Source organism: Gramella sp. KN1008 (assembly GCF_004332155.1).
Taxonomy (GTDB): domain Bacteria; phylum Bacteroidota; class Bacteroidia; order Flavobacteriales; family Flavobacteriaceae; genus Christiangramia.
Window position 1 is genome coordinate 1 of sequence record NZ_SJDV01000017.1, and the last position, 13,470, is coordinate 13,470.

Consider the following 13,470-nt stretch of genomic DNA (forward strand, 5'->3'; position numbering starts at 1 on the left):
CGCGTAATTTTAAAAAATTAAGAAAAAATAACTATTTAAATAATTTTGATATTGTATGTGAAAGATTAGCAATATCAAATAAGAGTAATAAGCAAACCTTTTATGATCAACTGAATCCAAATCAAACTACCTCTTCTTTATCACCTGTTGGTATTATTAACAGACGTGATTATTCGGGTGATATAATAAAATATAGCGTTAACACTATTACTCTTTCTGATTATATAGAAAGAAAATCAGTTTTAAAAATTGATTTACTCAAAATTGACATTGAATCTTATGAGCCTCAAGCTATTGAAGGTTTAGGTAGATATTTATTGAAATTTAAGCCAATAATTATTCTTGAAATTTTGAATGAGAAAGTTGCAACTGAGCTTAATAAAGTGATTGACACTAATGAATTTCAGCTTTTCCACTTAAAAAAGGAACTCAAAGCCGAAAGATTAGAAGAATTTATTGTTTTTGATGAATCCATAATTAATTGGGAATGGAATTATATTATATTCCATAATAATTTAGAAGATAAAATAAGGGAACAAACAACTTTGTTTGATAATCTTATATAATAGAAATTATTACATCAAACCAGGTTAATCTATTTCTTACAATTCTAATTATTAATGAAAAAACTGAAAATTGCCTTTATAGTACCCCAATTTCCTGTGACTAGCCAAACTTTTATAGTTAATCAAATTACAGATTTAATTAATAGAGGACACGAAGTTGAAATTTTTTCTCTTTCTAAAGGTAATAATGCTATAATCCATCAAAAAATATTAAACAATAATTTGTTCGAAAAGGTGGTTTATCGTTTCGAAAAGAAAATTACTTCCAGCCCAAGAGTTTTTATAATAAAAAATTTGCTACAAAATTTTGGATATATTAATTGGAAACGGTTTTGTAAAAAATTCAAGTTTTTCAATTATCAAACAAAAACCTTTGACATAAAATATTATTTCCAGCATTGGTGGATATTAAAAAAACAAAATTTTGACGTGGTACATGCTCATTTTGGTCATGCCGGTATCTTTTTTGCTCAATTAAGAAAACTAGGGTTTTTTCATCAGTCCAAGTTTATTGTAACCTTTCATGGATATGATCTAAATCCAAGTATTCTAGTGCAGCTCAAAAAAGATTATAAAAGGCTTTTTTTGGAAGTTGATTTAATGAGCGTGAACACCCCATATGCAAAGTCCTTATTACAAGAAATTACGGATCATAAAAAAATAGTTATCCTTCCCGTAGGTTTAAATGTAGATGAATTTTCGCCAAAGATACAAGAACCACTAGACGAATTAAATATTTTATTTGTGGGACGGCTTATTTCTCTTAAGGGTCCTGATTTATGTATTGAAATATTCAGATTATTGGTCGAAAAGGGATATAACAACCTTAGGTTAATAATTATTGGTGAAGGGGAATTGAACAATGAATTAAATGGTCTCATACAAAAGTATGGATTGGCAACAAAGGTGATCTTAACTGGAGCTTTAACTCAAGAAGAGATTAAAAGCTGGATGAACAAGTCAGCTCTTTTCCTATTACCCGGAATTCATGATAAAACTGGAAGAGCGGAAACGCAAGGATTGGTAATTCAGGAGGCACAAGCGATGGAATTACCTGTGATAATTTCAGATGTAGGTGGTATGAAATATGGAATGCTAAATGAAAAAACAGGATTTGTAGTAAGAGAAGCTGATATTGAAGCCTTTGTCGAAAAAATTGAAATTTTGGTGTTAAATCCGCAACTACGCAGAGAAATGGGAAAAAGAGGAAGAAAATATGTCGAGGATAATTATGATTCACAGATACTGGGCGAGAAATTAGAGAAGTTCTATTTGACTCAATAAGACACAATATTTCTTTTAATGAATAATCTAGTTTCCATTATTATTCCAACTTATAACCGTACGCACTTAATAGGTGAAACACTCGAATCGGTTCTGGCACAATCATTTAAGGAATGGGAATGTATTGTGGTGGATGATGGTTCTAATGACTATATAGAGGAACTAATGGATTTTTATTGTGAAAAAGACGATAGAATCTTTTTTTACCGGCGTCAAGGACATCGTCGTAAGGGAGCAAACTCTTGCCGGAATTACGGGTTTGAGTTAAGTAAAGGAGAATATATTCAATGGTTTGATAGTGATGATTTGATGGTTCCTGATTTTTTAGCTTCAAAAATCCGTGCATTACATCAAACAAATTATGATTTCGTAATTTCAAAATCCATTAATTTTAGAGATCCTAATCCAGGAAAAATTATTAGCAGAAATGAAAATTATTATCGATTTCATAAATATTCAGTTACTAATCTTAATTATATAGAGCAAAAGATTAACTGGCTAACCTATGACTTCATGGGTAAACGTAAAATTTTGCAAGGAATTAAGTTTAATGAAAAACTCTCTTCAGGTCAGGAATATAATTTTTTTTGCAAGCTTACAAGTTATAATGTCAATGGTAAAATATTAGACTCCTTTCTTACCTTGAGAAGAATACATCCTAATTCAATTCAATCTAAATTGCGCGATGATGAACAACTTTTGGCTCAAAATCAACTGAATTTACAATTTTACACTTGGAAAGATCTTCGAGAAATTGGAAACACCAAAGGAGAGAGAATTTGTTTATACAAAGGCGTGGCAATTACCCTTGATAGAAAATGTAGTTGGAAAAAAGTTTTAAGTTATACAAGGTGGTTTCATAAGACTGGTAAAAATACGTTAGCTATGTGTTATTTAATGTATCAGCTTTTTTTTCAAATTTTTAATAAAGGAAATATTTTCAGAAGAAAATTTATTTCCTTGTATAACAGTTACAGTGATCTATATGGTCAATACTAGAAAAAAATATTTAAGTGGAACCTTTAATTTCATTAATTATTCCCATTTACAATCGCTATGAGTTTATAGGGGAAACTCTTGACAGTATAATTGCCCAGACCTATAAGAACTGGGAATGCATTGTTGTAGACGACGGCTCTAACGATTATATGGTAGAACTGATGGAATTCTACAAAAATTCAGATGCTCGTATCCATTATTATAAGAGACCTTCTTCCATGCCCAAAGGAGCAAATTCATGTAGAAATTATGGCTACTCCCAGAGCAAAGGTGCTTATGTCAACTGGTTTGACAGTGACGATTTAATGAAAAGAAATTTCCTTGAGGAGAAGATTAAAAGTTTCAAGACCGATACAGATATGGTGATCTCAAGGCATGAGCTTTTGGATAATGAAGGAAAGTTTATCAGGAAGGAGAAAAGAACACATGCAAGTGAAAGACTTCTAAAAGATTATGTATGCCTGGATGTGAGCTGGTACCTGCCAGATCCCATGTATCGAAGGTCCTTCCTAAAAGAAAAGAAGCTTTTTGATGAGAAGTTGCTTCGAGGCCAGGATCGTGATTTTCATATTAGAATGCTTCTTGAAAATCCCAAAATTGTTTTTGTTGAGAAGTATCTTACCGGGTATCGCCAGTCTCATTCTTCCATCTCCAACGATCTTTCAGTGGAGGTGGTGATGTCTAATTATGAGGCAGTGGACAGGCAGATAGATGAGGTATTATCACAGGAAAATTCTAATGAGATCAAATATTTTTATCTAAAGGATCAGCTTAAGAAATATCAATACTTATGGAAAGTTAAAGGAATGAGCAGGAAGAATTTTCAGTTGTTCAGGCGATTGGCATTTCCTGGTTTTCATTTCTTCCGCTGGTTGATCAAATATGCTCTGGCGGTGGTTTCTTTTAAATTTATAGGTAAAGGTTACGTATTTCTAAAGGGCAATTAAGAGGATGTTCTATATTTATGGATCAAAAAGACTCTTGAAAATTAGAAGAATTCTATGATTGATTTTCTGAAGGAAATATTCAAAAAAAAGGATGAAGGCCCAGTCTTCTTCAATATCCTTACCCGAACTTCAGGAAGACCAAATGGATTTAAAAGATGTCATGAATCTATTCAGGAGCAAACTTATAGGCATTTCTTGCATATTGTGAGTTATGATAATCCTGAGGATCTTACTTATTTGGAAGAATATGATGTTAAAAGAGTAGAAGTTAAAAAAAAGAAAGAGAAAGATGTTCCATTATCTAAAAATCCAGGGAACCTAGAATTCTCCCCGCATAATCTTTATTTTAACAGCTTACTGAAAGAGGTGAAACATGGTTGGGTGATGTTACTGGATGATGATGATATGCTGGCTCATCCTAATGTATTAAAAGAACTTGCCGAGGTTGTTAAGGAAGCCGATAAGAGAACCTTGATAATCTGGCAAATGGAATATCCTGATGGAAGTAGATTACCTACAAGTAAAATGATAGAAGATCAGGAGATAAAATTGTATGGTATAGGGACTCCCTGTTTTTTATTTCATAATAGGTATGCAACAAAATTTAAATGGGATGCCTGGAAATGTGCTGATTATCGTTTTATAAAGAAATTGTCAGACACTATCCCTAAATTGATATGTTTGAATAAAGCCTATGTTCGTCTCAATAATTTTGGAGACTTCGGGAGACGTAATGACCTGATTAATTAAAAGAGACTATTGATTGACTACTTCTCAACTTACATATGCCATTATATTGAATTATAATAGTTCTGAAGAGAGTATTGCTTTGTTCCGTAATTTAGAGGAGCTTAATGAAAAATCGTTAGTAATACTGGTGATCGATAATGCGTCCCCGGAAGAAGACAGGCAGCTATTAAAAAATGCTATTCCTAAATCTAATCTCATTTTAAACAATAGCAATAAAGGTTATGCAGCAGGAAATAATGTTGGTATTAATATAGCCTTACAACAGGAGGCTGAATATATATGGATACTTAATCCGGATATTCGCGTAGAAAAGGAATCGCTCCAGCTCCTTTTAAGTACGATGAACGCAGATAAAGAAATTGCTGCGATTGGGCCTCGAATCCTCAGGAGAGAAGATAAAGAAGTGATTTTTAGCGATGGAGAAAAACTATACTTTGATGAAAAATGCAGTACTGAACACAAAAATTCCTGGCTAAAAGATATTGATGTATCCGGTTCAAAGGATTATGATATAGATTACGTTGATGGTAGTTGCATACTGCTTCGTGCCAGTGCAATTAAAGAAATTGGGATGTTGCCCGAAAAGTATTTTCTCTATTTTGAAGAGACTCACTGGTGTGTGGAAGCAAAAAGAAAAGGGTGGAAACTCGCTGTAAATTCTAATGCTAAGGTATTCAATCTTACCAGTGAAAAAAATGGAATATTTCATTACTATTTTATGAGGAACAGATTACTATTCTGTAAAAGGTACCACCCAAACTTCAAAACTGTTAGAAGATATTATTTTAATCTTTTACTTAATGAATTTTTAAACAGGTTTAAAGGAAAATATTTTAAACCCTTCTACCGAAGCAGACTTAAAGGTTTTTTTGCAGGAGTATACAGAACCATTTAAACGATTTACCAGGGCCTCAAAGCTTCTTCCATTTTTTTTTGATAAACTTTTCCCTGATCTTTTTCGAGAGATACTGAATATGATCTTTTAAGCGATACATTTCTCCAACCAGTATAGTTTGGATATGCTCTAAGGGGATGGAATAATTATGATGGTTAAACCTTATCCATCTTTCCGGAAAATAATCTTTTTCGTTGGTTACTTTAGCATGTTTGCCTCTGAAATTTTTTATGGGAGCAATAACTTTAGAATCCTTTTTCTCACCTAACCAGGCTACCCACCAGGAAAAGGTAGAGTTGCTAATTATGAAATCTTTACACGTAGAACCAAAGGCTAACTGCTCAATAGGCGAAAGATCATCAATAAAATAGCTGTTTTTAAGATTAGAAAATTGAGTTTTGCAGTATGAAATGTCATCACTGATAAATATAAGATGTCTGTTTTTCCAATCAGGAAAATTATGAATTAGTGCTCCCAGGTAATATTTATAAGATAACTGGTAAAACCATGGATGATGAACAAAATCACCCCTGCGTACAGATATTAGAATATTATTGGGATCTCCAGAGAGAGGTTTTTTAGCTTTAATTTTTTCAATAAAACCGGGTTTGAAAGAAAGATTTTTTCGGGTAAACGGGATGTCAAAATATTTTTCTGTCTGCAGATATCCCAGAATGTCATAATCGCCATTGTCTAAATCCCATTCATAAAGGTGGAAATACTTTTCTTTTATAAGCTGGGCTTCCGGGATTTTGCCATGAGGTAAAGATATTTCGAAAAATTTTTCATACTCCCAGTTAGGAAAAACATAAGGCTGTTTATGTTTATGGGAAAGTCCTATAGTTGAGGCTATTTGGAATAGCTGGTTTCCTAAGTTTCCTTTTTTACCTAATCTAGAAAAAGTAATCATTCCCGTAAAAATAAATTATTTGCCTTAAGTTCTTCTAAAAATTTTAAATTCGCTCTATTAGTTAAACAATTGCAATCTCTATAAATTGAAGGTATTCTTACCATCTGATCAGAAAGAATTTTATCCTTATATAGAGGAAATAAGGAGGTTTTCTAAAGCTGATTTTATCTTTGAAAAATATTCGCAGATTGGCAATACTTGTAAGCTTATAAATGTGCACTGGCCCGAGGCGATTTTTAATTGGGAGGAGCCGGATACGAAGCAGCTCAATGATCTGGAAAAACGCATTCTAAAATGGAAATCTCATGCAAAACTAATTTATACCAAACATGATCTTGCAAGGGTTAAAGGTACTACACCTAATTTTAGAAGGTTGTTTAAAATTATTGAGGACAATACAGATCTTTTTATTCATCTTGGTGATTACAGCAAGCAGCTCTATCGGGAAAAGTTCCCTAAGGCTGAGCATAAACTAATTCCACATCCTGCATTAACTAATACCTTTACAAAATATTCTAAAGAAGAAGCAAGGAGTAAGCTTGGAATTGCTCAGGATGCTCTTGTTATTGTTGCTCCGGGAAAAATAAGAACTTTTAAAGAGAGAAACTTATTGCTGAAATCGTTTCAAAAATTAGAACGGGAAGATAAAGTGCTTGTTTCCACTAATATGAGAAACGAAATGAAATTCGATTTTAAAGGGAGAGTTAGGTTGCAGCCAATTTTTGATATTCAGCATTATATAAAGGAAAAATTTCGTCAAAAATACCAGCCTCCGTATTATTATTTTAATTATGAAACTTTAAATAATAATGATTTTTCATTGAGAATATCGGCTGCAGACATCGTATTTGTTCCAAGAATCGATCTGCTTAATTCTGGAAATGTACTATTAGGTTTAACTTTCGGAAAAATAACCGTGGGGCCCGCAATTGGAAATATTCAAGAACAATTAACCGATCATAAACTTCCTGTTTTTAATCCTAATTCCATATCTTCAGTAGTAAATGCTCTTGAAGAAGGTATTGAAATGCATAGGAAAGGAATAAAGCCAAGGCTTCTTGATAAATATTCTCCTGACAATGTTGCCATGAAGTATGACAAGAACTTTAAAAATCTACTCAATCGATGAATCAAAAGATCTCCATCGTTATTGCCTGTTATAATGATCCAAATGTGGCCAATGCGGTAAGATCGGCCGTTGATCAGACTTATGAGAATAAAGAAATTATCGTAGTAAATGACGGATCTGAGGATAAAGCGACCCTGGAAGCTCTTTCATCAGTAAAGGAGAATATAGATATACTGATAGAGCAGGAGAACCAGGGCCAGAGTATTGCCAGGAATAATGGGATTAAAAGATCTTCAGGAGATTTTATTTTGAATCTAGATTCTGATGATTCTTTTGAAAAAAGCTTTTGTCACAAGGCGATAGAGGTTATGAAGAATGATGGGCAGGTAAAGATTGTCACTTGTAAAGTGAATAGGATATACAATGGAAAGAATATTGGGGTTTTTCAACCTGCCGGCGGTGATATAAAAAACTTTCTCTTTGCGAATGCTGCTGTAGGCAGTTCCATGTTCAGAAAAAAGGACTGGGAGGCTATCGGTGGTTATGAGGAAAAACTACCAATTTTGGGGTTTGAAGACTGGGAATTATATATCCAGCTTTTAAAAACCGGAGGCTATGCCTATGTGATTCCTGAAATTCTTTTTAATTACCAGATTAGGGAAAATTCAACGACTCAGCGAATAAGACATCTAAGGCTGGAAAAATTCAAATATATCATTCTTAAACATAAAGAGCTGTATAAGGATAATTTTGAAGGCTTTGTAGATAATATGTTTGAAAGAATTGAAAAGGGAGCCATTGAACGGGACAGAATAGAGCATCAACTGGAATACCGTGTGGGAGAGGTTGTCTTGACACCGCTAAGGAAGTTAAAATCAATTTTCAAAGGATGAAAGAGATGCAGGATCTACAAGTTACTATATTGCTGGCATCCTGTAACAGGGCTTCTTATATTATAGAAACTTTAAAGTCTATTAAAAATCAAACCTATCCTCATTGGGTATGTTATATAACCGATGATAATTCTACTGATGAAACTCCGGAAGTAGTCGCGGATTTTATAAAAAACGACGATAGATTCAGTTTTTATACAAAACCTGATACCTACAACAAAGGTTTATCGGGCACTCGAAATTTTGGACTGGACCTGGCACGTGAAAACGGGGCCCATCTTATTCAGTTTTTTGATGATGATGATATAATGTATTCTGAAAAACTGGAATTACAGGTGAAACCTTTTCGAAAGAACAGGACTTTAAATTTCACTGTTTGTAAATATGACAAAATAATTCAGATGAATGGTGATGAAACTACAACCGCAAGTCCGGAATTAAGGCTTCATCACGATCACATTGGAGATGCTATTTTAACCGGTAACTTTAAAATGAATAGTCTAAGCGGTCTCTGGAATATGGACCTGATAGATAAATTTCGTTTTGATGAAAGGCTACGATATGCAGAAGAGTGGGAGCTATTTATACGAATAGGTTATGAATATCCTGATAATTACGAAGTAGTAGATCATTTTCTGTTTGGTTATAGGAAGCATCCCAGTACTCTTACAATGGGAGAAGATGAAGATTACGAGAGAAGAAAGTCTTCTTCGGTTAGCCGTTTGATCCTTGTGAACTATCTGACCAAAAATAATTTACATACAAAAAAAAGTATAATTTTCTTTACCAGGTCTTTTTTGACTTACCAATATAATCCAGCAATCGTGAGAACTTTGCTGGCCTATGTTGAAAACAATAGGGATCTTGGAACCGGACTTATTTATTTTATAAAAATCGGTCTATTTCTAAGTAGACTACACTATAAAATACTGGGTAAAATTTCTACCTGGGTTTAAAATTTAAGTGAATGGACATCGACCCAAATATTCTTGTTTCTATCATTGTTCCTACTTTTAACAGGAGTAAATATTTGGAAAAGACCCTGAAATCGGTAAAGAACCAAAGTTTGCAAAACTGGGAATGCATTATAGTAGATGATGGCAGCACCGATAATACAGCAGCTGTAGTAGAAAAAATTTCAGGTGAAGATCAAAGATTTCAGTATTACATTAGAAGTAAGGATTTTGCTAAAGGTGCGTGTGGTGCAAGAAATTACGGATTTGTCAAAAGCAGGGGTAAATATATCCAGTGGTTGGACGATGATGACCTTCTTTCAGAGAATAAACTAGAGTTGCAGGTTCAAAAACTTGAAGAGGCTGATCTAAAACAATTCACTACCTGCGACTGGGATGTCTACTGGGAGGGTAAAGATTTTGAACCACACAATGTTATTGATGATGATGAGGTACTTCTGCCACAAGATTTTTTTAATTCACTAGTAAAAAGGGAAACATATGTTCCTCCTCACGCCTATCTGATTCCTCGGGCCCTCGCTGTACTAGCTGGTCCCTGGAATATTCATTTATCCATAAATCAGGATGCCGAATATTTTACAAGGATAATCCTGGTCTCAAACGGATTGGTGAACACTAAGGGATGCAGAGTTCTTTATGGAGTGCATGATGGCGAAAGAATAAGCAGCTCTTTTAATTCAAAAAATTTAGCTTCACTTATTTATGGATATAAATTAATTCAGGCACACCTTAAACTTAAAGATGTACAGGCTAAAAGTTTTATGAAATGGAAGTTGCGAAAATTACTTTTGTTATTTGGTAAGTCTGATAAAGAGTTAATCCGGAATAATAAATATTTATTTATAGAAAATGGAGTCTACCCTTCCCGATATACTTATTACATTACCAGATATAAAATCTTTAAGATAGTTATGCCATGGTACAAACGTTATTTTAAATAGTTTACTGCTTTGAAAGTTTTAATATGCATTGGTACAAGGCCTGAGGCTATAAAAATGGCACCCGTTTGTCATGAACTAAAAAAAAGGAATATTCCATTTAGAATAATTTCAACAGGTCAGCATAGGGAAATGTTAGCACCGATATTTGATTTTTTTCAGTTTCAGCCGGATTATGATATGGAGATTATGCAATCGGGACAGTCATTGAACATGATTGCTTCACGTATTCTTTCGAAAGCTGATGAAATTCTGGATGCAGAAAAGCCGGATGTGTTGCTGGTACAGGGTGATACTACCAGTGCCGCGATAGTTTCGCTGGCTGCTTTTAACAAGAAGATCCCGGTGGCTCATGTTGAAGCAGGTTTAAGAACCTTTGATAAGACTGCCCCATATCCAGAGGAATTGAACAGGCAGATGATTGCCAGGATAGCTGATTTACATTTCGCTCCTACTCAAAGGGCGATAGACAATTTAATCAGGGAAAATATTCCAGAAAACACTAGCAGATTGGTGGGAAATACGATAGTTGACGCTCTCTACTGGGCTTTTAATAAAATCAAACTTAAGGAAGTTGTCATAGATAAAAGATTAATTGATCTAATTGATTCTGAAAAGGATTTGATTTTAGTTACAGGTCATAGAAGAGAGAATTTTGGCCATGGGTTAATGGAGATTTGTGAGGCCTTAAAAGAACTTTCGAAAAGAGATTATACTCAAATTATTTATCCGGTACACCTTAATCCAAATGTGAAAGGACCAGTATACGATCAGCTTGGAAACATGGAAAATATACATTTGGTAGAACCTGTATCATATCCCGAAATGATTTGGTTGATGAACAGAGCAAAACTCATTATTTCAGATTCCGGAGGAATTCAGGAAGAGGCCCCATCATTTAAAACGCCTGTTATAGTTACCAGATATCTTACTGAAAGAATGGAAGTTGTGGAAGCAGGTTTAGCGGTACTTACAGGTGCTGATAAAAATAAAATTGTTGCCGAGTCCAATAAATATCTGAAACCGGATGATCGTTTTTCTGATATTCAAAACCCATATGGAGATGGAACCGCAGCAATTAAAATTGTTGATGAATTGTCACTTTTTTGTTCGGGAAAGGAGTAGGATGAAGAGGATTTAATAAGCTATAACAGAATGTTAAACTAAATTTTTAGCTTTACAGCATAAAAGCCTTCAAATTTGCCACCTAAAAGAAAGATTTTAGTAGTAGTTGAGTCCATCGATGTAGACGGGAGTAGTGGAGCTAAGGCTAATGTAGCTTTTATAAATAATCTGCACGAAGCTGGTTTTGATCTAAGTGTTTATCATTATTCACAAAAAAATATTCGCTTAAAAGGGATTGAATGTACTGAAATTAGGGAAAACAGGAGGAGTTTTTTATTCTTTTTAAGCCGACTTGAGCGATATATTCGGTATTTTTTTAAGATAGAACCTAATAAGCAGCTGGAAAAATTTTTTGGATTTTCATTTACTCTTTTTAATGATAGAAATAGTATTGTTTCTAAACTGAAAAAAAGTAATGAGACTAATTCGGAACTGATTATAACTTTAAGTCAGGCAGGTAGTTTCCGTCCTCATCATGCCTTATTAAAGCTTCCCGAGTTACATCAGAAATGGCTCGCCTATATCCATGATCCCTATCCAATGCATCTTTATCCACGACCATTTGCCTGGGTAGAACCCGGCTACAGAAAAAAATGGGAATTGATCAGGGATATTTCAGAAAAAGCAGCATTCAGTGCTTTTCCCAGCTTGTTATTAAAAGATTGGATGGCGAGTTATTATCCTAAATTCACTGATACGGGATATATTATTCCTCATCAGGTATTTGAAATTGAGGTTGATAATGATAGCCTTCCGGAATATTTTAATAGTAAGCATTTTAACCTCATGCATGCGGGTTCTTTATTAAAACCAAGAAATCCTAAAGTGCTGGTAGAATCATTTGAAGCTTTTTTAAATAGAAATCCGGAGGCAGAAAAGGATTCTCGATTAATTTTAGTGGGAGGTAGAAGCGTATTTTCAAATTGGTTAAACAAGAAAAAGTCAGTATTAGACCAACTAATTCTGGTAGAAGAAAAACTGCCATTCAATTATGTCCATTCCTTACAAAGTTATAGTTCAGTCAATATTATATTGGAAGCTAAATCTGAGATAAGCCCATTTTTACCAGGAAAATTTCCACACTGTATTCAGGCTGATAAACCAATTTTATATCTGGGACCTGTGCTTAGTGAATCCAATAGATTACTGGGAGAAAACTATCCTTACTCTACGTCAATTGATGATAAAGAGGGAATAACTAATATGATTGAAGAATTATATTACAGGTGGAAAAAGGCTTCAGGTGTCTTGAGCCTTGATAGACCAGACCTTAAAAAATACTTAGGACCTGAATATCTTAAAGATGAAATTAATAAAATCTTTAACAGCTTAGGCCAAAAGCTTTAATTTCACATCAAAAGGATATGAATAAAATAAGTATCATTTATGCATATAGAGATAGAGAGGTTTCACGTGTGCAAGCATCACTCCAGTCATTAAAAGACCAGTCTGGATGTGACTTCGAGGTGATCTTTGTGAATTATGGGAGTAATGAATTTTATTCGGGTAAAATTGAAAAATTAATTAAGAAATTTGACTTTGTAAAGTATATCTATTTAGATGTATCCCATCAATTATGGAATAAGAGCAGGGCTCTGAACTTTGGAATAAAAAAGGCATCCAATCCTTTTATTTTTATAGCCGATATTGATCTTATTTTTCATCCCAAAGCTGTTTCTTATCTCGAAGAAATTGCCACCACTGGAGTATTTTATAATTTTAAAATGGGATATCTCGATGAAAAAGAGTCAAAAAAAATAAAAAAGGGAATTCAGTTTGATGCGCTCCAACCAAGCAGATATGGAAGTGTGAATGGAATGATTTTAACAACAAGAGAATCCTTTTTCCAAATAAAAGGTTATGATGAGTTTTATCATTTCTATGGATCTGAGGATGTAGATTTATATACACGCCTGGAAAATTATGGATTGACATCTCAATTCATTGAAGAGGTATATTTCTATCATATATGGCACAAATCTTATGAAAACTCGCAAACAAGAGTTTTAGATCATTATCCAAGGTTGAAAAATGTTTTAAGAATAAACGAGCAACACTATTTATATCATAAAAGGGAGAAGGCTGTAGATCCTGTTAATCAAACTGACTGGGGAGAAATT

14 protein-coding genes are annotated in these 13,470 nt (G+C 33.7%); 13 read left to right on the forward strand and 1 reads right to left on the reverse strand.

Annotated features, from left to right (window positions below):
* The 6 genes from EZJ28_RS15790 to EZJ28_RS15815 all read left to right on the forward strand — a co-directional run.
* The coding region (locus tag EZJ28_RS15790) for an FkbM family methyltransferase (protein ID WP_131399660.1) at window positions 1–566 on the forward strand (566 nt) is incomplete at its 5' end.
* 54 nt (window positions 567–620) lie between these two features.
* Complete coding sequence (locus EZJ28_RS15795; protein ID WP_131399662.1) at window positions 621–1,850, forward strand: glycosyltransferase; 1,230 nt, start codon at window positions 621–623, stop codon at window positions 1,848–1,850.
* 18 nt (window positions 1,851–1,868) lie between these two features.
* On the forward strand, window positions 1,869–2,849 hold the full coding sequence (locus EZJ28_RS15800; RefSeq protein ID WP_131399664.1) for a glycosyltransferase family 2 protein: 981 nt from the start codon (window positions 1,869–1,871) through the stop codon (window positions 2,847–2,849).
* Between the two features lie 14 nt (window positions 2,850–2,863).
* Window positions 2,864–3,796: a glycosyltransferase family 2 protein gene (locus tag EZJ28_RS15805; RefSeq protein WP_131399666.1), complete on the forward strand. Its 933-nt coding sequence runs from the start codon at window positions 2,864–2,866 to the stop codon at window positions 3,794–3,796.
* Between the two features lie 54 nt (window positions 3,797–3,850).
* Entirely contained in the window at window positions 3,851–4,546 is a 696-nt protein-coding gene (locus EZJ28_RS15810) for a glycosyltransferase family 2 protein (RefSeq protein WP_131399668.1), read from the forward strand.
* A 13-nt stretch (window positions 4,547–4,559) separates the two neighbouring features.
* Window positions 4,560–5,441 (forward strand): glycosyltransferase family 2 protein, encoded by an 882-nt coding sequence (locus tag EZJ28_RS15815; protein WP_131399670.1) that lies wholly within the window; start codon window positions 4,560–4,562, stop codon window positions 5,439–5,441.
* Between the two features lie 16 nt (window positions 5,442–5,457).
* On the opposite strand, the gene EZJ28_RS15820 is transcribed toward EZJ28_RS15815, so the two are convergent.
* Complete coding sequence (locus tag EZJ28_RS15820) at window positions 5,458–6,351, reverse strand: alpha-1,2-fucosyltransferase (RefSeq protein WP_131399672.1); 894 nt, start codon at window positions 6,349–6,351, stop codon at window positions 5,458–5,460.
* A gap of 85 nt (window positions 6,352–6,436) precedes the next feature.
* Here EZJ28_RS15820 and EZJ28_RS15825 point away from each other — a divergent pair, with 85 nt between their 5' ends.
* The 7 genes from EZJ28_RS15825 to EZJ28_RS15855 all read left to right on the forward strand — a co-directional run.
* Window positions 6,437–7,480: a hypothetical protein gene (locus tag EZJ28_RS15825; protein ID WP_131399674.1), complete on the forward strand. Its 1,044-nt coding sequence runs from the start codon at window positions 6,437–6,439 to the stop codon at window positions 7,478–7,480.
* Complete coding sequence (locus EZJ28_RS15830) at window positions 7,477–8,313, forward strand: glycosyltransferase family 2 protein (RefSeq protein WP_131399676.1); 837 nt, start codon at window positions 7,477–7,479, stop codon at window positions 8,311–8,313. Before EZJ28_RS15825 ends, EZJ28_RS15830 begins: the two co-directional genes overlap by 4 nt.
* Window positions 8,310–9,269 (forward strand): glycosyltransferase family 2 protein, encoded by a 960-nt coding sequence (locus tag EZJ28_RS15835; RefSeq protein ID WP_131399678.1) that lies wholly within the window; start codon window positions 8,310–8,312, stop codon window positions 9,267–9,269. Before EZJ28_RS15830 ends, EZJ28_RS15835 begins: the two co-directional genes overlap by 4 nt.
* Window positions 9,270–9,280: 11 nt before the next feature.
* Window positions 9,281–10,228: a glycosyltransferase family 2 protein gene (locus EZJ28_RS15840; RefSeq protein ID WP_131399680.1), complete on the forward strand. Its 948-nt coding sequence runs from the start codon at window positions 9,281–9,283 to the stop codon at window positions 10,226–10,228.
* Window positions 10,229–10,237: 9 nt separating this feature from the next.
* Window positions 10,238–11,350, forward strand: a complete 1,113-nt coding sequence (gene wecB / locus EZJ28_RS15845; RefSeq protein ID WP_131399682.1) for a non-hydrolyzing UDP-N-acetylglucosamine 2-epimerase — start codon at window positions 10,238–10,240, stop codon at window positions 11,348–11,350.
* Between the two features lie 75 nt (window positions 11,351–11,425).
* Window positions 11,426–12,697, forward strand: a complete 1,272-nt coding sequence (locus tag EZJ28_RS15850) for a UDP-glycosyltransferase (protein WP_131399684.1) — start codon at window positions 11,426–11,428, stop codon at window positions 12,695–12,697.
* A 17-nt stretch (window positions 12,698–12,714) separates the two neighbouring features.
* Window positions 12,715–13,470, forward strand: a 756-nt coding sequence (locus tag EZJ28_RS15855) for a glycosyltransferase family 2 protein (protein WP_131399686.1), incomplete at its 3' end; no start/stop codon positions are given.

Excerpts from the sequence above, each read along its gene's own strand:
- EZJ28_RS15795 (WP_131399662.1), top strand. The coding sequence starts at position 621 with ATGAAAAAACTGAAAATTGCCTTTATAGTACCCCAATTTCCTGTGACT.
- EZJ28_RS15800 (WP_131399664.1), top strand. The coding sequence starts at position 1,869 with ATGAATAATCTAGTTTCCATTATTATTCCAACTTATAACCGTACGCAC.
- EZJ28_RS15810 (WP_131399668.1), top strand. The coding sequence starts at position 3,851 with ATGATTGATTTTCTGAAGGAAATATTCAAAAAAAAGGATGAAGGCCCA.
- EZJ28_RS15820 (WP_131399672.1), bottom strand. The coding sequence starts at position 6,351 with ATGATTACTTTTTCTAGATTAGGTAAAAAAGGAAACTTAGGAAACCAG.
- EZJ28_RS15830 (WP_131399676.1), top strand. The coding sequence starts at position 7,477 with ATGAATCAAAAGATCTCCATCGTTATTGCCTGTTATAATGATCCAAAT.
- EZJ28_RS15835 (WP_131399678.1), top strand. The coding sequence starts at position 8,310 with ATGAAAGAGATGCAGGATCTACAAGTTACTATATTGCTGGCATCCTGT.
- EZJ28_RS15840 (WP_131399680.1), top strand. The coding sequence starts at position 9,281 with ATGGACATCGACCCAAATATTCTTGTTTCTATCATTGTTCCTACTTTT.